The 24,865-nt window shown below is 32.4% G+C and carries 22 protein-coding genes and 3 rRNA genes; 7 read left to right on the top strand and 18 right to left on the bottom strand.

From position 1 onward, the window contains the following. Positions 1–106: 106 nt before the first annotated feature. Together rsmI and NT01CX_RS11365 are read right to left on the bottom strand one after the other, a co-directional pair. On the bottom strand, positions 107–949 hold the full coding sequence (gene rsmI / locus NT01CX_RS11360) for a 16S rRNA (cytidine(1402)-2'-O)-methyltransferase (protein WP_011723196.1): 843 nt from the start codon (positions 947–949) through the stop codon (positions 107–109). Between the two features lie 21 nt (positions 950–970). After that, positions 971–1,714, bottom strand: coding sequence for a tRNA1(Val) (adenine(37)-N6)-methyltransferase (locus NT01CX_RS11365; RefSeq protein ID WP_011723197.1), 744 nt, complete (start codon positions 1,712–1,714; stop codon positions 971–973). Positions 1,715–1,931: 217 nt separating this feature from the next. Here NT01CX_RS11365 and NT01CX_RS11370 point away from each other — a divergent pair, with 217 nt between their 5' ends. Both NT01CX_RS11370 and NT01CX_RS11375 read left to right on the top strand, forming a co-directional pair. Then, on the top strand, positions 1,932–2,282 hold the full coding sequence (locus tag NT01CX_RS11370) for a CidA/LrgA family protein (RefSeq protein WP_011723198.1): 351 nt from the start codon (positions 1,932–1,934) through the stop codon (positions 2,280–2,282). Next, positions 2,279–2,983, top strand: a complete 705-nt coding sequence (locus NT01CX_RS11375) for an LrgB family protein (RefSeq protein WP_011723199.1) — start codon at positions 2,279–2,281, stop codon at positions 2,981–2,983. The genes NT01CX_RS11370 and NT01CX_RS11375 overlap by 4 nt, the downstream gene beginning before the upstream one ends. A 37-nt stretch (positions 2,984–3,020) precedes the next feature. On the opposite strand, the gene NT01CX_RS11380 is transcribed toward NT01CX_RS11375, so the two are convergent. From NT01CX_RS11380 to NT01CX_RS11415, 8 genes are all read right to left on the bottom strand, one after another. Continuing rightward, on the bottom strand, positions 3,021–3,194 hold the full coding sequence (locus tag NT01CX_RS11380; protein ID WP_003379724.1) for a DUF362 domain-containing protein: 174 nt from the start codon (positions 3,192–3,194) through the stop codon (positions 3,021–3,023). A gap of 97 nt (positions 3,195–3,291) precedes the next feature. Further along, positions 3,292–3,495 carry a heavy-metal-associated domain-containing protein gene (locus NT01CX_RS11385; protein ID WP_011723200.1) on the bottom strand — a complete coding sequence of 68 codons (204 nt, stop codon included), beginning with the start codon at positions 3,493–3,495 and terminating at the stop codon, positions 3,292–3,294. Positions 3,496–3,507: 12 nt separating this feature from the next. Continuing rightward, on the bottom strand, positions 3,508–4,422 hold the full coding sequence (locus NT01CX_RS11390) for a PSP1 domain-containing protein (RefSeq protein ID WP_011723201.1): 915 nt from the start codon (positions 4,420–4,422) through the stop codon (positions 3,508–3,510). A 1-nt stretch (position 4,423) separates the two neighbouring features. Beyond that, positions 4,424–5,368 carry a DNA polymerase III subunit delta' gene (locus tag NT01CX_RS11395; protein ID WP_011723202.1) on the bottom strand — a complete coding sequence of 315 codons (945 nt, stop codon included), beginning with the start codon at positions 5,366–5,368 and terminating at the stop codon, positions 4,424–4,426. Positions 5,369–5,383: 15 nt separating this feature from the next. Then, positions 5,384–5,713: a cyclic-di-AMP receptor gene (locus tag NT01CX_RS11400; protein ID WP_011723203.1), complete on the bottom strand. Its 330-nt coding sequence runs from the start codon at positions 5,711–5,713 to the stop codon at positions 5,384–5,386. An 83-nt stretch (positions 5,714–5,796) separates the two neighbouring features. Further along, a complete protein-coding gene (gene tmk / locus NT01CX_RS11405; RefSeq protein ID WP_011723204.1) occupies positions 5,797–6,414 on the bottom strand; it encodes a dTMP kinase in 618 nt (205 codons plus the stop codon). A 27-nt stretch (positions 6,415–6,441) separates the two neighbouring features. Continuing rightward, complete coding sequence (locus NT01CX_RS11410) at positions 6,442–7,881, bottom strand: aminotransferase class I/II-fold pyridoxal phosphate-dependent enzyme (protein WP_011723205.1); 1,440 nt, start codon at positions 7,879–7,881, stop codon at positions 6,442–6,444. Beyond that, complete coding sequence (locus tag NT01CX_RS11415; protein ID WP_039223935.1) at positions 7,860–8,072, bottom strand: sigma factor G inhibitor Gin; 213 nt, start codon at positions 8,070–8,072, stop codon at positions 7,860–7,862. The genes NT01CX_RS11410 and NT01CX_RS11415 overlap by 22 nt, the downstream gene beginning before the upstream one ends. A gap of 199 nt (positions 8,073–8,271) precedes the next feature. On the opposite strand from NT01CX_RS11415, the gene NT01CX_RS11420 reads away from it, so the two are divergent. Further along, positions 8,272–8,775 carry a YhcN/YlaJ family sporulation lipoprotein gene (locus NT01CX_RS11420; RefSeq protein ID WP_011723206.1) on the top strand — a complete coding sequence of 168 codons (504 nt, stop codon included), beginning with the start codon at positions 8,272–8,274 and terminating at the stop codon, positions 8,773–8,775. A gap of 74 nt (positions 8,776–8,849) precedes the next feature. Here NT01CX_RS11420 and NT01CX_RS11425 read toward each other — a convergent pair whose 3' ends face one another. Further along, positions 8,850–10,541 carry a L,D-transpeptidase gene (locus tag NT01CX_RS11425; RefSeq protein ID WP_011723207.1) on the bottom strand — a complete coding sequence of 564 codons (1,692 nt, stop codon included), beginning with the start codon at positions 10,539–10,541 and terminating at the stop codon, positions 8,850–8,852. Between the two features lie 172 nt (positions 10,542–10,713). On the opposite strand from NT01CX_RS11425, the gene NT01CX_RS11430 reads away from it, so the two are divergent. Next, the gene (locus tag NT01CX_RS11430; protein ID WP_011723208.1) at positions 10,714–11,862 is read left to right on the top strand and encodes an amidohydrolase; all 1,149 of its coding nucleotides are present in this window, start codon (positions 10,714–10,716) and stop codon (positions 11,860–11,862) included. Between the two features lie 39 nt (positions 11,863–11,901). On the opposite strand, the gene NT01CX_RS11435 is transcribed toward NT01CX_RS11430, so the two are convergent. After that, a complete protein-coding gene (locus tag NT01CX_RS11435) occupies positions 11,902–12,381 on the bottom strand; it encodes a hypothetical protein (RefSeq protein ID WP_011723209.1) in 480 nt (159 codons plus the stop codon). Between the two features lie 354 nt (positions 12,382–12,735). Here NT01CX_RS11435 and NT01CX_RS11440 point away from each other — a divergent pair, with 354 nt between their 5' ends. The 3 genes from NT01CX_RS11440 (at position 12,736) to NT01CX_RS11450 (ending at position 16,277) form a co-directional block, all read left to right on the top strand. After that, on the top strand, positions 12,736–13,686 hold the full coding sequence (locus NT01CX_RS11440; RefSeq protein WP_011723210.1) for a magnesium transporter CorA family protein: 951 nt from the start codon (positions 12,736–12,738) through the stop codon (positions 13,684–13,686). Positions 13,687–13,761: 75 nt separating this feature from the next. Beyond that, positions 13,762–14,679, top strand: coding sequence for a S66 peptidase family protein (locus NT01CX_RS11445; RefSeq protein WP_011723211.1), 918 nt, complete (start codon positions 13,762–13,764; stop codon positions 14,677–14,679). A 158-nt stretch (positions 14,680–14,837) separates the two neighbouring features. After that, positions 14,838–16,277: an IS1182-like element ISCno1 family transposase gene (locus tag NT01CX_RS11450; RefSeq protein WP_011721628.1), complete on the top strand. Its 1,440-nt coding sequence runs from the start codon at positions 14,838–14,840 to the stop codon at positions 16,275–16,277. A gap of 78 nt (positions 16,278–16,355) precedes the next feature. On the opposite strand, the gene NT01CX_RS11455 is transcribed toward NT01CX_RS11450, so the two are convergent. The 6 genes from NT01CX_RS11455 to NT01CX_RS11480 all read right to left on the bottom strand — a co-directional run bounded on the left by NT01CX_RS11455 (position 16,356) and on the right by NT01CX_RS11480 (position 24,697). Further along, positions 16,356–17,723 carry a sodium-dependent transporter gene (locus tag NT01CX_RS11455; RefSeq protein WP_080504862.1) on the bottom strand — a complete coding sequence of 456 codons (1,368 nt, stop codon included), beginning with the start codon at positions 17,721–17,723 and terminating at the stop codon, positions 16,356–16,358. A gap of 165 nt (positions 17,724–17,888) precedes the next feature. Beyond that, positions 17,889–18,626, bottom strand: a complete 738-nt coding sequence (locus NT01CX_RS11460; protein ID WP_011723213.1) for an NAD-dependent protein deacylase — start codon at positions 18,624–18,626, stop codon at positions 17,889–17,891. A gap of 224 nt (positions 18,627–18,850) precedes the next feature. Then, positions 18,851–19,726 (bottom strand): hypothetical protein, encoded by an 876-nt coding sequence (locus NT01CX_RS11465; protein WP_011723214.1) that lies wholly within the window; start codon positions 19,724–19,726, stop codon positions 18,851–18,853. Positions 19,727–19,910: 184 nt separating this feature from the next. Continuing rightward, positions 19,911–20,027, bottom strand: a 5S ribosomal RNA gene (gene rrf / locus NT01CX_RS11470). Positions 20,028–20,105: 78 nt separating this feature from the next. Then, a 23S ribosomal RNA gene (locus NT01CX_RS11475) occupies positions 20,106–23,010 on the bottom strand. Positions 23,011–23,184: 174 nt separating this feature from the next. Then, positions 23,185–24,697: ribosomal RNA gene (locus NT01CX_RS11480) — 16S ribosomal RNA — on the bottom strand. Together the 16S, 23S and 5S rRNA genes form the textbook arrangement of a ribosomal RNA operon. Between the last annotated feature and the right edge of the window lie 168 nt (positions 24,698–24,865).

A 24,865-nucleotide genomic window follows, 5' to 3' on the forward strand; every position in this document is an offset into this window, starting at 1 on the left:
TATACTCTATTCTTTATTATACCATCAAATAGGCAACATTTACAGTGGAAATAGTATATTAATTTTCTTCAAGTAGTACACACAATACATATTTGTTAATTTTTTATTACAAATTCAAAGAATGTTTATATATCTCTGATTTTGGAACCCCTCTATCTTTCGCAACCTTTTTTATGGATTCTTTTTTAGTTAACCCTTGATCTATGTATTTTTTTATATGATCTTCTATTGATAACTCCTCCCAAGCTTCCTGTTCTTCTTTGATTACCTCTTCTATACTCTTTCCTTCTACAACTAGAACATATTCCCCTCTAGTTTCATTTTCGCTGTAGTAATCAATTGCTTCTTCTAAAGTTAATCTAAGTATTTCTTCATGAAGTTTTGTAAGCTCTCTACATATTGCAATCCTTCTATTTCCTAGGTTTTCACGCAAAAATTCTAAAGTTTTTATAAGTCTATGAGGTGATTCATAAAATATTAATGTTTCTTGTCTATTTTTTAAATCCTCAATTATAGGTTTTCTGTCTTTGTTTTCTCTTGGAAGAAATCCTCTAAACAAAAACTTAGTAGTATCAAGCCCAGAATATACAAGGGCTGTAGTAACTGCTGTAGCTCCTGTTAAAACTTCAAATTCTATATTTTCTTCTATACATCTTTTTATAATTACACTTCCCGGATCAGAGATTCCAGGTGTACCAGCATCTGAAACTAACGCTACTTGTTTACAATTTTTTAACATATTAATAATGTCATCACTTTTTATATTTTCATTGAATTTATGATAACTTATCATTTGTTTTTTCATATTAAAATGATTTAATAGCTTTAATGTTTGACGTGTATCTTCTGCTGCTATTACATCTGCATTTTCTAAAACTTCTAAAGCTCTTAATGTTATATCTTTTAAATTTCCTATAGGGGTAGGTACTACATATAGCTTTCCATTCACAATAAACACCTCATATTTTTTTTATTTTCTACAATATATCTTCTCAATTTGGTCCGAATATCCTCCATTATCATCATAAACATATATAGGTGGTTCCCACTTTAAAAAAGCTCCTCCATCTCTTTGCCCTTCTATTAAAACAATGTTAGGTGCTTTTTTTGTATTTGGATGAACCATTTGTATTCTTTTAGGCTCTATTTTATGCTTTCTCATAAGCGTTATAATATCTGCAAGTCTATCTGGTCTATGTACCATATACATTCTTTTATTATCTTTTAAAAGCGTTCTACAGGCTATTATTACATCTTCTAGATTACAACAAACCTCATGTCTTGCTATAGCCATTTTATCACTAGGGTTTACTATTCCCGAATTTGCTAACTTATATGGTGGATTTACAGTTACAACATCTGCTTTAGGTAATTTCTTTAAAGCTTCTATGTTTTTTAAATCCTCACATATAAATCTAACTCTTTCTTCTAATTTATTAAATTTAACAGATCTATCTGCCATCTCTACCATTTCTTCTTGAATTTCTATTCCTGTTATATTTGAAGCTTCAGTTTTTCCAGCAACAATAAATGGAACTATTCCTGTTCCACTACATAAATCTATTACATTAAATCCTTTTTTTACATTTGCAAAATTGGCAAGTAATACTGCATCTACTCCAAATCTAAATCCTTCTTTTTTTTGAATAACATGTATTCCATTTAATTGTAAATCGTCTAAAGTTTCTTCATTTTTTACTAAAGATAAGTCCACTTATATCACCACTTATTAAAAATTTATACTAATCTTACTTTTAGGTAATATTATAACCTATATACTATTAAATTGTTAATAAAATATTTTATTTATTTACTTTTCAAACAATTGACCTTTTCACGAAAAAAAGTTATATTATATAACTATATTTTATTAACCAAATAATTTTTTTCGCAATTATTTCTGGTTATTAAATAAGAAATGAGGTGACGATTTGAAATTATTACGTCAAGCAGCATTAATTCTTGGACTTTATTTTTTAGGTGAAATAATTCAACGAGCATTTAGTCTTCCTGTACCAGGAAGTGTTATTGGTATGCTAATACTTCTTGTTTTATTATGTACTGGTATTATTAAGATTGAAATGATTGAAGGGATAAGTAATTTTTTATTGGATAATTTAGCTTTCTTCTTCATACCTGCTGGGGTAGGCTTACTTGCTAGTTTTTCTATATTAAAGGGTAAAATACTTGCTATCGTATCAGTTTCTTTAATATCTACTGTAATTATAATTTCATGTACTGGTATAATAGTAGAATTTATGATGAAAGGAAGAACAAAATGAGCGAACTTACATCAAGTCCTATTTTTGGAGTTTTGATTTCGTTAATTACTTTTGAAATTGGATGTATGCTTTATTCAAAAACAAAGCTTACTATTTTAAATCCATTGCTTATAAGTATTATTCTTACAATGATATTTTTAGTTAAGTTTCACATAAGTTTAGATTGCTATAATCAAGGAGGTCATATAATATCATTTTTCCTTGGACCTTCAACAATTGTTTTAGCAGTACCTTTATACAAGAAAATACACTTATTAAAGAAACATATTATACCTATATTCGTTGGAATATGCAGTGGTTGTTGTCTTGGAATAACAAGTGTAATATTATTATCTAGATTGTTTGGACTTGATAGCCCTATTACAATATCTATGCTTCCTAAGTCTGTTACAACACCTATCGGAATTGAAATTTCTAAACAACTAGGTGGTATATCAGCAGTAACAGTTGGTGCTATTATATTAACTGGTATACTTGGAGCTGTAATCGGACCTACTGTTTTAGGACTAGTTAGAGTTAAAAATAAAATTGCAATCGGAATTGCAATTGGAACTGCATCTCATGCTGTGGGAACAACGAAAGCTGTTGAACTTGGAGAAACAGAGGGTGCTATGAGTAGCTTATGTATTGGAATCGCGGGTCTTGCTACTGTGTTTCTTGCACCTTTAATATATAACTTAATAAATATGATATTAAAATAAAAAAAGCCGTCTTAAAAGACGACTTCTTTTTTTAATATTATTCTTCAGCTGCGATAGCTCCAACTGGACAAACGTTTGCGCAGTTTCCGCAATCTATGCAAGAGTTTGCATCGATTTCGAATTGAGAATCTCCTTGGCTTATAGCTCCAACTGGACATTCAGAAGCACATGATCCACAGCTTACACAAGAATCACCTATTTTAAATGCCATGAAAAACACCTCCCTAAAACTTTAAATGCACGCCCATATTTTATGTACATGCTATTAACATTCTATCACGTTTCATTACTTTTTTAAAGATAAATTTTTATACAAGGGCATATCCCATATCTTCTATCAATTCCCTTATTTCATCTAAGCTTATAAAGTAATTATCATATACTACATCTACTTTGCCATTTTCTTTTTTTACATAGCAAGCAATAATTCCTTCTTTCTTTCCTAAACATTTTGTTATACTAGCTACATCTTTTTGGGAACGAATATTTGAAACATTAATAACTTCTCTCATATTTTTTCCTCCCTAGTCCTCTTTAAGTAGTTCCTTTATTATAGATTTATCTTCTATATCTTCAACTTCTAATTTAATATCTTCATCATTAATGTTATTTGAATACTCATATTCTCCTGATACTAAAGTTAAATCTTTAATCTTTATTTGTTTTATTATATCTTCTCCATCAATGTCCTTAAGTTTAACTTTAACACTTTCGTTTACTACGGAATTTCCTACAACTAATCCCTGTCCATATGGTGTATCTACTATAGAATCTACCTTTGGAAGTTCTTTTTTAATTTCTTCATATGTTTCTTGTTCATAGTTAAGACAACACATAAGTCTTCCACATATTCCTGATATTTTTGTAGGATTTAAAGATAGGTTTTGTTCTTTTGCCATCTTAATTGAAACAGGTACAAAATCTCCTAAAAATGATGAGCAACACATACTTCTACCACAAGGTCCAAGACCACCTATCATTTTTGCCTCATCTCTAACCCCTATTTGTCTTAATTCTATTCTAGTTCTAAATACAGAAGCTAAGTCCTTTACAAGTTCTCTAAAGTCAACTCTTCCTTCTGCTGTAAAATAAAATATAATTTTGTTATTATCAAAAGTATATTCTACATCTATAAGTTTCATTGGAAGATCATGTTTTTCAATTTTGCTTAAACATATATCTAAGGCTTCTTTTTGTTTTTCTTTATTCTCTCTATCTTTTTCTATATCTTCTTCAGTTGCTTTTCTTATAACATTTTTAAGAGGTGTTACAACTGCCTCTTCTGTTATTTGTTTTGGTCCTATAACACAATGACCAAATTCTACTCCTCTTACTGTTTCTACTATTACGCAATCACCGTTTTTTATATCTATTCCATTTGGACTAAAATAATATATTTTACCTGATTTCTTAAATCGTATTCCTACAACTGTTATCATCTTAAACCTCCTGCATATTTAATAACATTACATCAAAAGCTAATGCTGGATTTACCCTGTTTTCTAAATTTTTTCTTACATCTGTTATTACATCTATAAATTTATTTAACTGTTTTAATGAATATATATTTGAAAGTTCCTTTATTTTTTCCACAACATCGTTATTTATAATTATTTCTGTAGTTCCAAGCTCCTTATATAATATTATATCTCTTATATATGAAACAAAAGAACTAAGAATTTCTTGCCAATCACCTTTATATTTGAAGAAAAACTTTTCATACTCTTTTACAATGTATTTATCTTTCTTTTGCAATAAAAATAATATATCTAAGGTACTCTGTCTTATATCTTTAAAACTATGGTCCTCTAAAAATACTCTACATCGACCTGGAATACCATCACTAAATATTATTATCTGTTTTACCTCATCTTCACTTAAATCATGGAAATTGCATCTTATGTAGCTTTCCATTTCCTTCGATGATAGTCTTTTAAGTTTATGTATTTGACATCTTGACCTTATAGTTTCTAACATCATTTCTAAATTTTGACTAAGTAATATTATTAAAACTCCATTGGGAGGTTCTTCTATAGTCTTTAAAAAAGCATTTTGAGCCTCTGTTGTCATCTTTTCTGCATTGTATACTATTACTACTTTCTTATCTCCCTCATAAGGCTTCTTGTTTACTTCTTTAATTATATCTCTTATGCTATCTACTCCAATAGATTGCTTATTTTTTTCTATCTTCCATTTTATTATGTCTACGTAATCTCTGTCTTCATCTTTTCCTAAAACCTTTAATGCAATCTCTCTAGCAAGTAGACTTTTTCCTATTCCATCTTCTCCTACAATAAGATGAGCATGAGAAAACTTTCCCGTATCTATTGAATTTTCTATTTCTTTTTTTATTAATTCATGACCTATTATACTCTCAAAACTCATCTTATACCTCCAAAACTATATCTTTATAAATTGATCAACGTCTACTACAAATACTGTCGCTCCGCCAACTTCTACTTCAACTGTATATGGTACATATACTCCTGTTGTTGCAGTTACTGGTGAAGGCGTTGTAATAACTTGATTTCTTTTTCTGCATACATCTTTTATTATTGAAATAACCTTTTCAACTTCTTCTTTTTTTACCCCTATCATAAGTGTTGTATTTCCAGACTTTAAAAATCCTCCTGTTGTTGCAAGTTTAGTTACTCCATGTCCAGCCTCTGTTATAACGTCAATTAAATCATCAGCGTAGTTATCTTGTACCACTGCAATTACAAGTTTCATTTTTATACCCCCTTAGATATACCTCCACTAAAATATAAATACTCTTATACTTATACTTATATTTATATTTTAACATATAAAGGTTACTTTAAAAAACCTTTTACCTCTTCAAAAACCTTATCTACTGGTTGATTTGCATTGATCTTTTTTATTCTGTTTGGATATTTTTCTAAAAGTTTAAAATATCCTTCCCTTACTTTTTTATGAAAGTCTAATGCTTCAAGGTCTAATCTATTTACTTCTCTCTCATTGTTTTTTGATATTCTCTTTAGTCCTACTTCTGGTTCTATATCAAGATATAATGTTAAATCAGGCATATAACCATCTATTGCAAACTCATTTATTGCCATAACCTCATCAATACCAATGCCTCTTGCATACCCTTGATATGCTAAAGATGAATCTATAAATCTATCGCATATAACTACTTTTCCTTCTTTTATAGCTGGAATAACTCTTTCAGCTAAATGCTGTCTTCTAGATGCTACATAAAGAAGCGCTTCTGTTCTTGCATCCATAGCTACGTTATCCTTATTTAATATTACATCTCTTATTTGTTCTGATATATTAATACCACCTGGTTCTCTTGTTGATATATATTCTATATTATTTTCACTTAAATACTTTTCTATCATTTTAACTATTGTTGTCTTTCCTGAACCCTCTGGCCCCTCTAATGTTATAAATGCTCCTTTGTTCACTGATGTTTCCTCCCAATTTTTTAAAGACTACCTTTTATCCTTTAAAACTTTTATTTGTATCTTATTATTTTTAATTTTTACTCCGATTACATCTACCCCACTATTTAAGTAGTGTTTTATTTGCTCTATTACTTGTTTATCTATTACTTCTCCAATATTCACTATAGGTATTCCTGGAGGGTATGGAACTATACTCTCTCCACACACACAACCTAAAGTATCTTCCATATCTATAATCTCTTTTTCTCTATCTATTACATCACATGGAGTAAACTTAATCTCTGGTATATTATAATTCAATACATCATAATATTCATCTTTTAGAAGTTCCAATGAACATTTTTTTAGGGCATTATATAAGATTTTAAAGTCATTCTCATCATTAAACGGCCCTAAAATAAGGACTACATTTTGACTATCATTCATCTCTACTTGGATTTTATTTTTTCTTAGGTATTTTGATAATTTTTCACCGCTATAACCTTTTTCAAGACTTATTACATATCTTGTTTCATCTAAATCTAAACTTCTATCATTTAAATCTTCCTTGCCTATAATGTGCATTCCTTCTATTTTATTTATTTTTTCTCTGTACTCATTTGCAAGTTTTATTAAACTATCATAATCTTTCTTGCCATATTCCTCTAAATAAAATCTAGCATAATCCATGGTACACATAAAAAGATAGGATGGACTTGTACTTAAAAAGCTATGGAGATAAAATTCAACCTTATCTAAAATCGTCTCATCATTTACATGAAGATATGCCGTTTGAGTAAGACTTGGAAGTGTTTTATGAGAACTCATAACAACAATATCAGCTCCAAAGCTTACTGCACTTTTAGGTAAACTTTCAGTTACTCCAAAATGAGCACCATGAGCCGAATCAACTAATACTTTCATGTTTCTCTTTTTTGCCTCACTTATTATAAATTCTAAATTAGGACAAACTCCATAATAATTAGGGTAAGTTACAACGACCCCCTTAGCATCTGGGTTTTCATTTAAAACTTTTAAAAAATGCTCCTCATCTATAGAAAGAGGAGCATTGTATTTGTAATTTATTTTATTTTTTATATATACAGGTTTTAACTTTCTTAAAATAATTCCGTTAAATATTGATTTATGACAGTTTCTCTCAACGATTAACTTATCTCCTTCGTTAAAGGCTGAAAATATCATTGTTAAATTTCCGCTGGTACTTCCATTTACTAAGAAATAAGATTTTTTACTTCCATAATAATTAGATAATAACTCTTGTGCATCTTTTATTATTTCTTTTGCATCATGAAGATTATCTACTCCATCAACTTCAGTTATATCTATATCAATAAAATTTTTTATCATTTTTCTTCCTATGTCTGTTGTCTCAAAACCTCTTTTTCCCTTATGCCCTGGCATAGAAAATCTTACATTGTTTTCATTAAAGTATCTTAATACACCTTCTACAAGAGGTAATTTCCCCACTTATAATTCACTCTCCTTTTGACATTACTAGGAATGGTCTTTTTTATACAGTTTATATAATATTCATAAAAATCCGTTCCCGACTGAGAATATATAAGTCTTTCTTCGCAGTTTCTACATATTCCTCTCCCATTTATCATTATACCATCATTTAGAGGCTTTCCACATATGATACATTTACGTTTTTGCATAATTACCTCCTTAGATAAATTGCTAAAACTATCTAAAATTATTGCCCCTTTACTATAGTCTATTCAATACTACATGTAATTTTATTTTGTCCACAAAAATTTTTATGGATTTTTTAAATTATTTTTTAAAATTTTATATTATTGCTTATTTACTTATATTAATTTTTAAATTGCGCATAATATTTTTGAGGTGATTATTGTGAAAAAAGGCATTATAGCTGTTGTATCAGCTGTAGTACTTTCATTATCCTTAATTGGTTGTGGTACTCCTGATTCAACAAAAAATAATAAGAATACTACTAATGAAACAACTAAACAAGAAGTTAAACAAAACACTAACGGTAACACAAACGGAATGAACAAACTTGGAGATTACTCATCTGAAAGAGTAAAAAAAGTAGAAGATGCAGTAAATAAAATAAAAGAAGTTAAAAGTTCAGCCGTAGTTATTACAGGTGATAGAGCATTAGTAGGAATCAATATGCAATCAAACATTGAAGCTGCTAAAACAAATAAGGTTAAAAATGAAGTTGAAAAGGCAGCTAAAGCAGCAGACAAAAGTCTTACATCAGTTGCTGTAAGTTCAGATGCAGATGTGTTTACAAGAATATCTAAAGTAGGAGAAGGCTTAAAATCTGGCAGACCTTTTTCTGAATTTACAAATGAGGTAGAAGAAATATTTAGAAGAGTTCTTCCTCAATAATCCCACATTCATATAATATATCCTATAAATAAAAAACGCTAAAATAAATTTAGCGTTTTTTTATAAATTATTATTTATCTTTGAATAATAACCGCAGTTCCTGATGGAATATTATTATATATCCACTTTACATCTCCTAAAGGAAGTCTAATACACCCATGAGAAGCTTTTGTTCCAAGTTTTTTATACTCAGATAATATTAAGTTTCCATTTCTATCATACAACACGCTATGGAATAGGAAATTGTTATTCCATCTTACCCAGTTGTAACAGATTACTGAAGAACCTGAATAGAATAAGCTTCCTCTAGAACCTATTACATAAACTCCTGTAGGTGTTGGTGTTGAATCTCTACCTGTTGAACATGTAAATGTCTTTATTAAACTATCTCCCTTATAAATATAAACCTTTTGTTGTTCTAGTTTAACTGTTATTGTGTAAGTTTGATTTGGTCTAATTGTTTTTAGTTGAGATTTTAATACATATCCCTTTACATTGTTTAAAGACTTATAATCTTTTGTTTCAATATAGTAGTAATTTCCTACAGTTTTTAATATATCAACTCCTTGTAAGCTACCATAGAAGTATCCTACATTAGAAGCTCTTTGGCTTGGTGAAGATTTTATATAAATAGTTTGTCCTTCACCAGCGTTCCCAACTACTAAAGATTTAACATGTATAGCATTTGAACCTTTGCCAGTTAAACTTGTTCTTGGTGCTGATGGTGTAACTTGTGATGATTTTATTAATTCTCTATATGGATTTCCTACAGCTATCAATCTAAAAGTAGTTGTATTTTTTTCAACTTCTTTATATTCAATTTTCTTTGTAACTTCCTTTTTAGCTTGCTCAGCCTCTTTGTTTTTATCTTTAGCCTTATCATCTGCTACATCTTTATTTTTATCTTCATCGTTAGAATCAGATTTTTCTTCAACTTTGCTATTATTTTCTTCTACCTTACTACTGTCTTTAGCTTCATCAACATTTGAAGATTCATTTTCTTTATTTTTATTATTAATATTATTGCTTTCATCATTATTAGATTTAACATCTTCTTTGCTAATATTAGCATCATCCTTATTTTCATCTGGACTTTCTATCTCTACTGGAACTTTTTCTGCAGATTTCATATTAACTTTTAATAGATATAAGCCCTCTTTACTTGGCTTCCATGCTACTGTATCCTTATATTCTTCAGATGTAGTAACATTTCTTCTATTTATAAGATCATAAACATTATAATTATATAAATAGTTTGTCCCATTTTTATTTGATATTGATACAGTTTGTCCAACTTCATAGTTATGAGTAAAGTTGTTTATAGTTAAGTATGGTCCTTTTCCATCATCCTTTAAACAGTTCATATTAGTTGCAAGATAATTATCAAATCCTCTTTTGTCTATGGTATTTGATACTCCATATCTTTTTACCCAAACAGAAATTGTGTATTGTCCTTCCTTTAATTTAGGTGTTCTAACACTATATACTGATTTAGGTTGCATAGGTGGTGTAAAACCATTCGTTATATCTTGCCACACTTTATCATTTTTGTTGCATATCCAAACCCTATATTGTATGTTACAAGAACTTTTTGATAGTAAATCAAATGTTTGTGTTTGTCCTTCACGTACTCCTGCATATTCTGCTACAATTCTATCTACTTGAGGAATACCTGATATAGCATAGGCTTTAGTTGTAAATCCAGCTATAACTACAGCAAAAGCCATTATGAATAATTTGGCTATTTTTTTAGCTAAGTTTTTCATTATTATATGCACCTCCTTGTTTTTGAATTTTATTCCATTAAAGGCATACAACTTATTATATGGTTTTTATATATATCTTTCAATAGTTTTATGAATTTATTAACCACTATCAATATATTTTTTCTCTAAGGGTATACTAATAAATAATCGTTACAAAGGAGGTGTCTTCTTTATGAAGCAAGAAATTATAAAGCATATAATTTCTATGGAAAATGATTTATTTAACATATCTAAATATTTATATGAAAATCCTGAAGAAAGCTTTTGTGAACATAAAGCTCACGATTACTTAATTAATATCCTTAAACAAAACAACTTTGAAATAAAAGAAAAATTCTTAGATATTCCTACTGCATTTATGGCGAAATTCGGAGATGGTCACCCTAAGATTTGTTATATTTGTGAATATGATTGTGGATGTAAAAAAGGTCACATCGTTGGAAGCAACTTAGTATCAAGTATGTCTATAGGTGCTGCTATTGGACTATCTAAAGTAATACCTAAAACTAAGGGAAGCGTTATAGTATTAGGTTGTCCTGGAGAGTTTTTAGGTGGTTCAAAAGTTATAATGTCAAAACAAGGAGCTTTCGATGATATTGATGTAGTTTTATCCGCTCACCCTAGTATAATTAATGCTAACTGTTGTTCTTCTCCAGCAACATTACCAATAACAATAAAGTATGATTGTTCTTGTAACTGTCAATGTCAAAAGAACAAATTTTTTACTCCTTTTGATGCTTGTCTCTTTACACTTAACTCTATAAACACAATAGTAAAGGGGTATGCTAAAGATTGTAGTATAGATAAAATTAAAATAGATGGTCACTCAGCTCGTATTGTGCCACCAAATAATATAATCACTACATTCTATATAAAAGCGCCTAGTATGGCTATTGCCGAGGAAATTAAAGAAAAAATAAGTATAATCATAAAACACGTAGAAGAATTGTTAAACATAAAAACATCTATTACTATGCCAGAAGTTCCTTGCGAAAACTTTAAAGGCAATTGTAATTTATCAAGAATTTTTTCACACAATTTAAAGGAATCAGGAATTATAGATTTAGATGAGGACATTGAAGTGCCTTACGGATTAAGTCTTGGAAATGTATCTTCAATAGTACCAACTTTAAAATACTTAGTTAAGATAACAGATGATGATTCAGTTTCATTCCCATCTGAAGACTTTGCAAAGGCAACATTATCAGAGTTTGCTAGACACAAGGTTATTGATGTAAGTAAAGCACTTGCACTAACTGGATATGATTTAATAAACAATGAAAATTTACTTAAAGAAGTAAAAGAAGAAACTCTTAAATAATAAAAAGTAGCTAGATAAATTGCATCTAGCTACTTTTTATTAATTGCCTTCTCTTAATAAGTGAAGTTTCTCCACTAATTTACTGCTTGGCTCAAAATAAAATTTCTTATTTATGTGTTTATTTTTATATCTGCAAGCGTATATTTCACGCGTTAAATTTAATCCACTATAGCTTTTACTTAATATCATGTTTATCAGTAAATTGAATCTGTTTGTTTTCTTTATGGATTGTATATCCTTTATTTTAATACTTTCCATTACTTCTTCTTTATAACCTTTAAGTTTATAAATTATTAATTCATCTGCAATTATAGAGTATTTGTATTTTATACTACATTTGTGTATTTGTTTTAATATAAGCACAAATATGAATGCAGTCAATAAAATTGTTAAGATAGATCCAAATTGTCCTAACCTCATATTTCTACTCATATCCGTTAATACTATAGAAACAGTCAATAACATTACTATAACCACTATACTAGATACCTTTTTTCTTGTTACTGTTTCTTTATACATTTCTCTCCTCCATAAATTGATTCATTTCACATAGAGATTATACTAGTTTTATATTAAGTATTACAAGTTGTTTTTTCGCTTTTTATGATGATTTAAGGTAATTTTTTATAATTTCTAACGATTACATAGATAAAAAGATAGTGTTTTAACCCATTTTCTCGTTTTACTTTATTTTCCTCTTAAACTGTATTGTTATAGTAATAGTACATGCTTTAAGTTGTTATTTTGTTAAAATATATTGTCTTAATTTATTTGTAGAAACATTTAATAGTACGTTATAATAATATAATAAATAATTGTGTTATTTATATAGACTAAAATTAAGTTTAATAACAATTAGAAAGGATTGACTTTATGATCTGTATATATAAAACATCTAATGATGCAAATAAACATTTGGAACAATTAGATTCTATAGAACCTGGATGTTGGATAAACTTAATATCCCCATCAGAACAAGAAATTCTTTTAATTTCTAAAAAAACAGGAGTTCCAGTAGAATTTCTAAATGCTGCTTTAGACGAAGAGGAAACTTCCCGTATAGATATTGAAGATAATAATTCTCTTTTTATATTCGATATTCCATTTACAGAAATGGAGGAAAACTCTTTAACATACGATACATACCCCCTTGGAATAATTCATACAGAAGACGTACTTATAACTGTATGCCTTAAAAATAGCAAAATACTAACAGATTTTATAGAAGGAAATATCCGTTCTTTTTATACATTTAAACGCTCAAGATTTATATTACAAATACTTTATAGGGTTTCAAAATACTTTTTGTTATACCTTAGACAAATAGGCAAAAAGAGTTTAATGATTCAAAAAAGATTACATAAATCTATGACAAACCAAGTTCTTATGCAATTACTATCTCTACAAAACTCTTTAGTATATTTCTCTACTTCACTTAAAGCAAATGAAGTAACCTTAGAGAAAATGCTTAAACTTTCTATAATGCAAAAATATGAGGAAGATACAGATATACTAGAAGATGTAATAATAGAAATAAAACAGGCAATAGAGATGACTGGTATATACGGAAATATTTTAAATGCTACTATGGATGCTTCAGCTAACGTTATATCTAATAATCTAAACTTAGTTATGAAGCTTTTAGCATCAGTTACTATAGTTATGTCCATTCCTGATATATTCTCAGGTATATTTGGTATGAACGTTACAGGCCTTCCATGGTCAGGTGCTCCAGCAGGTCATGGTTTTAGTATAGTTATAAGTGCTATTTTAATTAGTGCTATTGGAAGTATTTATTTCTTAAACAAAAAAAATATGTTCTAAAGATAAATATAAAATAATAAATTGTTAATGTGTACTATACTTGTTTAACAAGTAAATATTATAGGATGTGATTATATGTTATGTAATAAATTAAAACCTGGGGATACAATAGGTCTTGTTTCTCCATCAAGTCCAGAAAATCCTGATAAAATTAAAGAATCAATAGCTTTTTTAAAAGAACAAGGATTTAAGATAAAGGAAGGAAAACACCTATACGATAAACGTGGTTATCTTGCAGGTACTGATAAAAATAGAGCTGAAGATTTTATGAATATGTTTTTAGATGATGAAGTTTCTATGATACTTTGTGTTCGTGGTGGTTATGGTGCTATGAGAATACTTCCATACCTTGACTATGAAAAAATAAAAGAAAATCCTAAAATCTTAGTTGGTTTTAGTGATATAACAGTTCTTTTAAACTCAATATCATCAAATTGTGATTTTATAACTTTTCATGGTCCTATGGCTACATCAAACCTTAAAGATAAGGAAACATATAATAGTTTATTTACCACACTTATGACTGGTACTAGACCTTACGATTTAATTAATCCAGAGAACATAGATACTTTCTGTAACATTCCAGGAATAGCAGAAGGAAAAATTGTAGGAGGAAATCTATCTTTAATTGCTTCAACTATGGGAACTCCATATGAAATAGATACTAAAGATAATATATTATTTATTGAAGATATAAACGAAGAGCCTTATTCAATAGATAGAATGTTATCCCAATTAGAACTTGGAGGTAAACTTAAAGATTGTAGTGGATTTATAATAGGTCAATTTACTAAATGTACTTTACCTCACTATGAAAGAAGTTTAACTTTAGAAGAAATATTAGAAGATAAAATTTTATCTTTAGGAAAACCTACAATTTCAAACTTTATGTCAGGACATGATTATCCAAAACTTACACTACCTATAGGAGCAAGAGGTGTAATTAACTGTAACAATAATAAATTATATATATTAGAACCAGTAGTAAAATAAAAAACTTCCTAGCATATAGGAAGTTTCAGGCTGTTGATAAACATAATTTGTCAACAGCCTTTTTACATTTATTACAAAAAGGATTTTTAGTGTTTATGTAGAATATATATTTTAGAACAATAAATCTTTTAGCCCGTTAGGGCTCATACGGAGGAAAAATGCTTACTAATAATGAAAGAAAACAAAATCAATTAGAACTAGTTTATATAGAAAATTTAGTACCTGAAAATCACATACTTAGAAAGATAGATAAATACATAGACTTTTCATTTATAAGAGATTTAACTAAGGATTTATATTGTCCTGATAATGGAAGACCTTCAGTAGACCCAGTTGTATTATTTAAAATGCTTTTTATAGGATACCTATTCGGTATACGTTCAGAGCGTCAGCTTGTAAAAGAAATCCAGGTAAATGTAGCTTACAGATGGTTTTTAGGATATGGACTTACTGATAAAATACCAAGTCATTCCACTATAAGCCAGAATAGAACAAAAAGATTTAGTAATACAAATATACATCAAGAAATATTTGATAATATTGTATTTCAAGCTATTAATAGAAACTTGGTTGATGGCAAAATTCTATATACTGATTCTACTCACTTAAAAGCTAACGCTAATAAACATAAATTTATTAAAAAAGAAATAACTAAATCCACAAAGGAATACTTTGATGAATTAGAGAATGACATTAATAAAGATAGAATTAATCATAATAAAAAGCCTCTAAAAAAAAAGACTAAAATAGCTGAAACTAAGGAAATAAAAGTAAGTACAACTGATCCAGACAGTGGATATATGGTTAGAGATGGAAAACCTAAAGGCTTTTTTTATTTAGATCATAGAACTGTTGACGGAAAGTATAATATTATAACAGACGTTCATGTTACTCCCGGGAATATAAACGATGTAGATCCTTATGTTAAAAGAATAGAAACTCAAATAGAAAAGTTTAATTTTAATACAAAATATTTAGTAGCAGATGCCGGATATTCTACGAATCCTATTTGTAAACAAATTTCAGACAAAAATTATCAAGGTGTTTTTGGGTTCCGTTTAGGACCCCATGTTAAAGGAAAATATACAAAATATAGATTTCAGTATGTTAAAGAATTAGATGGATATGTGTGTATTAATAATTGCTTTTTAAAATATAGAACTACTACGAGGGAAGGTTATAAAGAATATTTAAGTAATGCGGAGCATTGTGCTTATTGCAAATATAAAAATAATTGCTTAACATCTGATAAATCCATTAATAGAACTATACGTCGTCATGTTTGGGAAGACTATAAAGATCAAATTTTTAGATTTACTAAAACAGAAAAAGGTAAAAGTATTTACAAACGACGTAAAGAAAAGATTGAGCGTAGCTTTGCTGATTCAAAAGAATTACATGGGCTACGTTATTGTCGCATGCGAGGAATTAAAAATGTTTCTGAGCAGTGCCTACTTACAGCGGCAGTTCAGAATATGAAAAAGATAGCCATGGTGCTATCGCATTATTTTTTGTGTACATTAATTCAAATTTATTCCAAATTAACATACATAATAAATATTTTTCGAATGCTATCGCATAAAAGAATTTTGGCGTAAACAAAAGCCCCCAATTGTTGGGGGCTTTTTGAACAATCTGAAACTTCCTAGCATATAGGAAGTTTTTTTTATTTTACTCTATTTTATTATCCCAATGGAACTTAAAAATACAACTAAAACTAGCACTGGAGTAATATATCTTAATATAAATCTGCATATGCTTATTACTTTACGATTTTTAAGTTCACCATTATTAGAAAGTTCCTCTTGAAAGTCCTTCTTAGGAATAAAGTATCCAATTAATATAGCTATGAAAAATCCTCCCAATGGTAAAATTATATTAGAAGATAAATAATCAAAAATCTCAAAAATTCTAAGTCCTGCTATTGTAAATCCACCTAATACAGCACCCGAATTTGATGAAAGTGTTGCAAAAATTCCAAATCCAAAAATTATACAAGCATTTAATATAACTGATTTTGTTCTAGACATTCCTTTTTGCTCTACTAGATAAACAACAACAACCTCACACATAGATGTCATAGCCATTGTTGCAGCAATTGATGCTAAAATAAAAAATGCTACTAATAATACTGTACCAAATGGTATCTTTGTAAACACTAGAGGCACTGTCATAAATAAAAGTCCAGGACCTCCTGCTGGTTTCATGTTAAAAGTAAATACAGCAGAAAATACCGCTAATCCAACTAAAAGAGATACTATAGTATCTGAAATCGCTACCTTAACTGCAGTGCCTATCATATTGTCCTTCTTTGTAAAATAACTTCCGTAAGTAACCATAGCCCCCATACCTACAGACATTTTAAAGAAAGCCAATCCCATTGCCATTAAAATTCCCTGTGTAGTTAAGCTTGAAAAATCAGCTTTAAATAAGAATTTAAAACTATTACCCATACCAGGTAATGTTAATGCTTTAATATCACAAGCCAAAATAAGTATAAACAATACAGGCATAAGTGTCTTTGTTATTTTTTCTATACCGTTTTTTACACCTAATATTAAAATAATAGAAACAACAACTATAACTACAAGCTGCCATACTATTGGACTAATCATTGCATTTGTAGTACCTAAAAATTCTTGTCTTACACTTTCTGTTGTTGACCCATTAAATACTCCCCTAATAGATTTAAATACATATGAATAAACCCATCCACCTACTGTACTATAAAAAAACAATACAAAATATGCACCCAATATGGAAAGTCCGCCAATTCCCTTCCAAATCTTATTAGTTGTGAACTGATCTATAGCTCCAACAACATTTTTTCTGGTTTTCCTTCCTATGTAGAATTCACTAATCATAATTGGAAGTCCTATAAACAAGATAAATCCAAAATAAACTAATAAAAACGCAGCCCCTCCATTAGAACCTACCACGTAAGGAAATTTCCATATATTCCCCAATCCAACAGCCGAACCTAATGTTGCAAAGAACGCTGCAAGCCCCGATGAAAATCCTTCTCTATTACTGTGTTCTTTCAAGTTTTTCCCTCCCATATGTGTTCATAAAAATATAGTCACCTACATAGTATACAATAGATATTTCTAAAAAGTAAGAGGTTAAAATGTATATATAAACATATACTTTAACCTCTCATATTGGATAAAATTTATTTATAAAATTAACACAATAAATCATTATAAAACTTATAAGGCTTCTTTTAAAACCTTTCCTATACTATCATGTATTACAAGGTTAGCTTTATCATCATAAGGAGTTTCAGCCTTATTAATTAAAACTAAATTTTTGCCGTTAAAATATTGTATAAGTCCAGCTGCAGGATATACAACTAATGATGTTCCTCCTACAATTAAAGTATCAGCCTCTTTTATATGTTTAATTGCACTATACATTACATCCATATTTAATTCTTCTTCATATAACACAACATCAGGTTTTACAATCTTTCCACAAGCATCACAGTAAGGTATAGCTTCTTTACTATTCATTACATAATCTAAATCAAAACTCTTTCCGCACTTCATGCAGTAGTTTCTAAGTATAGAACCGTGCAATTCTAACACATTTTTAGAACCAGCCATTTGATGAAGTCCATCAATATTTTGAGTTATAACAGCTGTTAATTTGCCCATTTCTTCTAATTTTGCAAGTGCTATGTGTGCATCATTTGGTTTTGCATCCTTATATACCATTTTCTTTTTATAAAACTCAAAGAAATCTTCTGTATTTTTCATAAAAAAGCTATGACTTAACATCTGTTCTGGTGAATATGTGAAATTATGTTTTGTTTTATAAAGCCCTGTTTCAGATCTAAAATCGGGAATTTTACTTTCTGTTGAAACCCCAGCTCCACCAAAGAATACTATCCTTGAACTTTCATTAATAATATCTTTTAATTTTTGAATTTTATCCACACAACTCATCTCCTAATTATATTTTCCATTTTACTATAATTATACACATAAAAATAAAGTAGATATATAAATCTTTAATTTATTATACATCTACTTTGTTTTTTTAATCAAAATCCATATCTATTGATTATTGTGCTAAATTACTTATAATTAATACTTCTAATAAACTATTATTTTTTAACAAGTAATTATTTTTTATTTAAAACTTTTATTTTTATTTATGTTCTCATATATTATTTAAAATTATCTACTATGGATTTCTCTAACGCCTTAAACATCTCTTCCATGTTTTCATATCCATTTGGTTTTATTTTTTTTACTTCATAGATGCTATTTAAAGCTTCCTTTTGTTTATTTGCTTTAATCTGTGCATCAACTAAATAGTACCACATAGTTGCACTATTTTTATTATTATTCTTTCGAAGCTTTGATTTATAATAACTAACAACCTTATTAAAGTAACGAGGATAATCTTCTTTAGATTCTACAAGTTTTCCTTTATCATATTTTAATACATTTACAATATAAACATCACCATCGAGATTATTCCAAATTGCAATTTTCTTTATATTACTCTTTCTATTATCCTTTTCCATTAACTTAACATCTAATTTAGAATACTTATAACTATCTATTTCCTTTAGTTTATTTTCTTTTTCATTATATTTGTATACCTTTAATATATTTTTTAAAGGTTCTCCAGTAGAAAAACCAACTAAAAGCTCATCTTTGTTATCTCCATCTAAATCTGCAAAAGTTACTTCATATATATTTTTATTTTTTTCATACTCTTTAAATACTTCTTTATAGGAATCTCCATAATTTTTTAAAACTATAAATCCGCCTGTATTTTCATCTTTTTTGTCCTTTAATGTAATTATAACTTCTTTTTCTTTATCTCCATATAAATCATCATACATGATATATTTAGCTTTTTTAGGGTACATAGGTTTTTTTAGTTCTGTTCCTTTTGGAATATATCTTTCAATGTTTTTATTAAAATTAAAAGTAATAGCTTCAACAGATTCAGTTCCTTTAACTTTATTAATACAATATAATACAACAAAAACTAAACATATACATAATAAAAATTTATAATTTCTTTTCATATAATTTCTCTCCTTTAAGTAAATACCTTAAGTTGTTAAAATATACAAGTTTAAAAAAACATATATAAGATATTATTTACTTAGAGAAATAAATACATACATAAACTTAAAAGTTTATATTTTATTTATTTACAAATTCAAAAAATAAAAAAGCACTAAGCTGATTAGCTTAGTGCTTTAAGTTACCTGGCGACGACCTACTCTTCCACACCGTCTCCAGTGCAGTACCATCGGCGCTTTGAAGCTTAACCTTCGTGTTCGGTATGGGAACGGGTGTTACCTTCAAGCCATTACCACCAGATAAAATCTATATTGTTGTTGACAATTTTAAAAGAATCTTTGAATTATTCTTTCAAAATTGCACAGCGATAATAATTATTTGATCAAGCCCTCGACCTATTAGTATTGGTCAGCTGAATACATTACTGTACTTACACCTCCAACCTATCAACCTGATAGTCTTTCAGGGGTCTTACTAGCTTACGCTATGGGAAATCTAATCTTGAGGTGGGCTTCACGCTTAGATGCTTTCAGCGTTTATCCCTTCCCAACATAGCTACCCAGCTGTGCTCCTGGCGGAACAACTGGTGCACCAGAGGTTGGTCCATCCCGGTCCTCTCGTACTAAGGACAGCTCCTCTCAAATTTCCTACGCCCACGGCGGATAGGGACCGAACTGTCTCACGACGTTCTGAACCCAGCTCGCGTGCCGCTTTAATGGGCGAACAGCCCAACCCTTGGGACCGACTACAGCCCCAGGATGCGACGAGCCGACATCGAGGTGCCAAACCTCCCCGTCGATGTGGACTCTTGGGGGAGATCAGCCTGTTATCCCCGAGGTAGCTTTTATCCGTTGAGCGATGGCCCTTCCATACAGAACCACCGGATCACTAAGCCCGACTTTCGTCCCTGCTCCACCTGTATGTGTCGCAGTCAGGCTCCCTTCTGCCTTTGCACTCTACGCGCGATTTCCGACCGCGCTGAGGGAACCTTTGGGCGCCTCCGTTACCTTTTAGGAGGCGACCGCCCCAGTCAAACTGCCCACCTAGCAATGTCCTGTGACCAGATTCATGGCCTCCAGTTAGAATTCCAGTACTATCAGGGTGGTATCCCAAGGATGACTCCACCAAAGCTGACGCCCTGGTTTCTAAGTCTCCCACCTATCCTGTACAGACAATACCGAAATTCAATGCTAAGCTACAGTAAAGCTCTACGGGGTCTTTCCGTCCAACCGCGGGTAGCAAGCATCTTCACTTGCACTACAATTTCACCGGATTTACTGCCGAGACAGTGCTCAAATCATTACGCCATTCGTGCGGGTCGGAACTTACCCGACAAGGAATTTCGCTACCTTAGGACCGTTATAGTTACGGCCGCCGTTTACTGGGGCTTAAGTTCATAGCTTCGCTTACGCTAACTATTCCCCTTAACCTTCCAGCACCGGGCAGGCGTCAGCCCCTATACATCAGCTTACGCTTTAGCAGAGACCTGTGTTTTTGATAAACAGTTGCTTGAGCCTATTCACTGCGGCCTACTCTCGTAGGCACCCCTTCTCCCTAAGTTACGGGGTCAATTTGCCGAGTTCCTTAGCAGTAATTCTTCCGACGACCTTAGGATTCTCTCCTCATCTACCTGTGTCGGTTTGCGGTACGGGCACCATTTTGCTCCATAGAGACTTTTCTTGGCAGCGTGGAATCAGATACTTCGTCAAAAATGACTCCCCATCACACCTCAGGCTTAATGTTAAGCGGATTTGCCTACTTAACACCCTAAGCGCTTAGACGCACATCCAATAGTGCGCACATCCTATCCTCCTGCGTCATCCCATTTGTCAAACGCATTATGGTGGTACTGGAATATCAACCAGTTGTCCATCACCTACGCCTTTCGGCCTTGGCTTAGGTCCCGACTAACCCTGGGAGGACGAGCCTTCCCCAGGAAACCTTAGATATTCGGTCAACAAGATTCTCACTTGTTTTTCGCTACTTATGCCAGCATTCTCACTTCTGTACTGTCCACCACTCCTTACGGTATGGCTTCAACCTGTACAGAAAGCTCCTCTACCACGTATACAAAGTATACATCCATAGCTTCGGTGGTAAGTTTGAGCCCCGTTACATCTTCGGCGCAGGATCTCTCGACTAGTGAGCTATTACGCACTCTTTAAATGAGTGGCTGCTTCTAAGCCAACATCCTAGTTGTCTTAGAAATCCCACATCCTTTCCCACTTAACTTACACTTTGGGACCTTAGCTGATGGTCTGGGCTGTTTCCCTTTTGACCACGGATCTTATCATTCGTAGTCTGACTGCCGGGGTACAAGTATATGGCATTCGGAGTTTGATAGGGTTCAGTAACTGTTGTCAGCCCCTAGCCCATTCAGTGCTCTACCTCCACTACTTAATTACCCGACGCTAGCCCTAAAGCTATTTCGAGGAGAACCAGCTATCTCCGAGTTCGATTGGAATTTCTCCGCTATCCACAGCTCATCCCATGGCTTTTCAACGCCAACGTGGTTCGGACCTCCACGGAATTTTACTTCCGCTTCATCCTGGCCATGGATAGGTCACCCGGTTTCGGGTCTACAATATGCAACTAGTTGCCCTGTTCAGACTCGGTTTCCCTTCGGCTCCACACCATAAGTGCTTAACCTTGCTGCACATCGTAACTCGCTGGCCCGTTCTACAAAAAGTACGCCGTCACACTTTAATGTGCTCCGACCGATTGTAGGCACACGGTTTCAGATTCTATTTCACTCCCCTCCCGGGGTTCTTTTCACCTTTCCCTCACGGTACTGCTTCACTATCGGTCACTAGGTAGTATTTAGCCTTGGGAGATGGTCCTCCCAGCTTCCCACAAGGTTTCACGTGTCTCGTGGTACTCTGGAGTAGATCTACTTTTCTTTCCTTTTCGCTTACAGGGCTATTACCTTCTATGGCGGAGCCTTCCAGCTCTCTTCAACTAAAGAAATCAAAGCGTTGTGATCTATCCGCAACCCCAGGAACAAGTTCCTGGTTTGGGCTCTTCCCCTTTCGCTCGCCGCTACTTAGGGAATCGAATTTTCTTTCTCTTCCTCTGGGTACTTAGATGTTTCAGTTCCCCAGGTGTACCTCCATATACCTATGTATTCAGTATACAGTATCTAGCAAAGCTAGATGGGTTTCCCCATTCGGAAATCTACATATCACAGGCTATGTGCGCCTACATGTAGCTTATCGCAGCTTATCACGTCCTTCATCGGCTCCTAGTGCCAGGGCATTCACCGTGCGCCCTTTGTAGCTTGATCTATCATCATCTACTAATTTTCATTAGTGTCTAGGTTTAGATTATTTCTAATCTTATTAATTCGTTTCTTTATCACTGTGCAATTTTCAAAGAACAATTTCTTGAAAGACTTAGTCTTTCAAAATTAAACAGAATCAGGTTTCCAGTCTGGAAGCTTTGCTTCCATTCTCCCTAGAAAGGAGGTGATCCAGCCGCAGGTTCTCCTACGGCTACCTTGTTACGACTTCACCCCAATCACCAATCCCACCTTCGACCGCTGGCTCCTTACGGTTACCTCACGGGCTTCGGGTGTTACCGGCTCTCATGGTGTGACGGGCGGTGTGTACAAGACCCGGGAACGTATTCACCGCGACATGCTGATTCGCGATTACTAGCAACTCCAACTTCATGTAGGCGAGTTTCAGCCTACAATCCGAACTGGGACTGGCTTTCAAGTTTTGCTCCCCCTCGCGGGATTGCTGCTCGTTGTACCAGCCATTGTAGCACGTGTGTAGCCCTAGACATAAGGGGCATGATGATTTGACGTCATCCCCACCTTCCTCCACGTTAACCGCGGCAGTCTCGTTAGAGTGCTTAACTTAATAGTAGCAACTAACAATAAGGGTTGCGCTCGTTGCGGGACTTAACCCAACATCTCACGACACGAGCTGACGACAACCATGCACCACCTGTCTTCCTGTCCCCGAAGGGACTTCCTCAGTTACGAGTAATTCAGGAGATGTCAAGTCTAGGTAAGGTTCTTCGCGTTGCTTCGAATTAAACCACATGCTCCGCTGCTTGTGCGGGTCCCCGTCAATTCCTTTGAGTTTTAATCTTGCGACCGTACTCCCCAGGCGGAATACTTAATGCGTTTGCTGCGGCACCGAGGGTGGTACCCCCCGACACCTAGTATTCATCGTTTACGGCGTGGACTACCAGGGTATCTAATCCTGTTTGCTACCCACGCTTTCGTATCTCAGTGTCAGTTACAGTCCAGAAAGTCGCCTTCGCCACTGGTGTTCTTCCTAATCTCTACGCATTTCACCGCTACACTAGGAATTCCACTTTCCTCTCCTGCACTCTAGACACCCAGTATCAAATGCAGCTCCCAGGTTAAGCCCGGGAATTTCACATCTGACTTAAATGCCCACCTACATACTCTTTACGCCCAGTAAATCCGGACAACGCTTGCCACCTACGTATTACCGCGGCTGCTGGCACGTAGTTAGCCGTGGCTTCCTCATTAGGTACCGTCATTATCGTCCCTAATGACAGAGTTTTACGATCCGAAAACCTTCATCACTCACGCGGCGTTGCTGCGTCAGGGTTTCCCCCATTGCGCAATATTCCCCACTGCTGCCTCCCGTAGGAGTCTGGACCGTGTCTCAGTTCCAATGTGGCCGATCACCCTCTCAGGTCGGCTACGCATCGTTGCCTTGGTGAGCCGTTACCTCACCAACTAGCTAATGCGCCGCGGGTCCATCTCAAAGCGGATTGCTCCTTTGATTATTTTACGATGCCGTAAAATAATGTTATGCGGTATTAATCTCCCTTTCGGGAGGCTATCCCACTCTTTGAGGCAGGTTACCCACGTGTTACTCACCCGTCCGCCGCTAATCCACTTCCCGAAGGAAGCTTCATCGCTCGACTTGCATGTGTTAGGCACGCCGCCAGCGTTCGTCCTGAGCCAGGATCAAACTCTCAATTTAAAAGTTTAATCTTACTCAAATTTATTGACTGGTTTATTACCTATATTCTGTTTAATTTTCAAAGACCATTTTCTTTCGCCATCTCTTGACAGCTAGTTAATTATATCAATTTGAAATCTCTTTGTCAACAACTTTTTTTAACTTTTTATTTTTAAATTTTCATTTAAA

It is taken from the genome of Clostridium novyi NT, from assembly GCF_000014125.1.
Classification (GTDB): domain Bacteria; phylum Bacillota; class Clostridia; order Clostridiales; family Clostridiaceae; genus Clostridium_H; species Clostridium_H novyi.

What these genes read in the sequence shown, in the direction of transcription:
- NT01CX_RS11375 (WP_011723199.1), top strand. Translation starts at nt 2,279, where the DNA reads ATGAGCGAACTTACATCAAGTCCTATTTTTGGAGTTTTGATTTCGTTA.
- NT01CX_RS11380 (WP_003379724.1), bottom strand. Translation starts at nt 3,194, where the DNA reads ATGGCATTTAAAATAGGTGATTCTTGTGTAAGCTGTGGATCATGTGCT.
- NT01CX_RS11385 (WP_011723200.1), bottom strand. Translation starts at nt 3,495, where the DNA reads ATGAGAGAAGTTATTAATGTTTCAAATATTCGTTCCCAAAAAGATGTA.
- NT01CX_RS11390 (WP_011723201.1), bottom strand. Translation starts at nt 4,422, where the DNA reads ATGATAACAGTTGTAGGAATACGATTTAAGAAATCAGGTAAAATATAT.
- NT01CX_RS11395 (WP_011723202.1), bottom strand. Translation starts at nt 5,368, where the DNA reads ATGAGTTTTGAGAGTATAATAGGTCATGAATTAATAAAAAAAGAAATA.
- NT01CX_RS11400 (WP_011723203.1), bottom strand. Translation starts at nt 5,713, where the DNA reads ATGAAACTTGTAATTGCAGTGGTACAAGATAACTACGCTGATGATTTA.
- NT01CX_RS11415 (WP_039223935.1), bottom strand. Translation starts at nt 8,072, where the DNA reads ATGCAAAAACGTAAATGTATCATATGTGGAAAGCCTCTAAATGATGGT.
- NT01CX_RS11425 (WP_011723207.1), bottom strand. Translation starts at nt 10,541, where the DNA reads ATGAAAAACTTAGCTAAAAAAATAGCCAAATTATTCATAATGGCTTTT.
- NT01CX_RS11430 (WP_011723208.1), top strand. Translation starts at nt 10,714, where the DNA reads ATGAAGCAAGAAATTATAAAGCATATAATTTCTATGGAAAATGATTTA.
- NT01CX_RS11435 (WP_011723209.1), bottom strand. Translation starts at nt 12,381, where the DNA reads ATGTATAAAGAAACAGTAACAAGAAAAAAGGTATCTAGTATAGTGGTT.
- NT01CX_RS11440 (WP_011723210.1), top strand. Translation starts at nt 12,736, where the DNA reads ATGATCTGTATATATAAAACATCTAATGATGCAAATAAACATTTGGAA.
- NT01CX_RS11445 (WP_011723211.1), top strand. Translation starts at nt 13,762, where the DNA reads ATGTTATGTAATAAATTAAAACCTGGGGATACAATAGGTCTTGTTTCT.
- NT01CX_RS11450 (WP_011721628.1), top strand. Translation starts at nt 14,838, where the DNA reads ATGCTTACTAATAATGAAAGAAAACAAAATCAATTAGAACTAGTTTAT.
- NT01CX_RS11460 (WP_011723213.1), bottom strand. Translation starts at nt 18,626, where the DNA reads ATGAGTTGTGTGGATAAAATTCAAAAATTAAAAGATATTATTAATGAA.
- NT01CX_RS11465 (WP_011723214.1), bottom strand. Translation starts at nt 19,726, where the DNA reads ATGAAAAGAAATTATAAATTTTTATTATGTATATGTTTAGTTTTTGTT.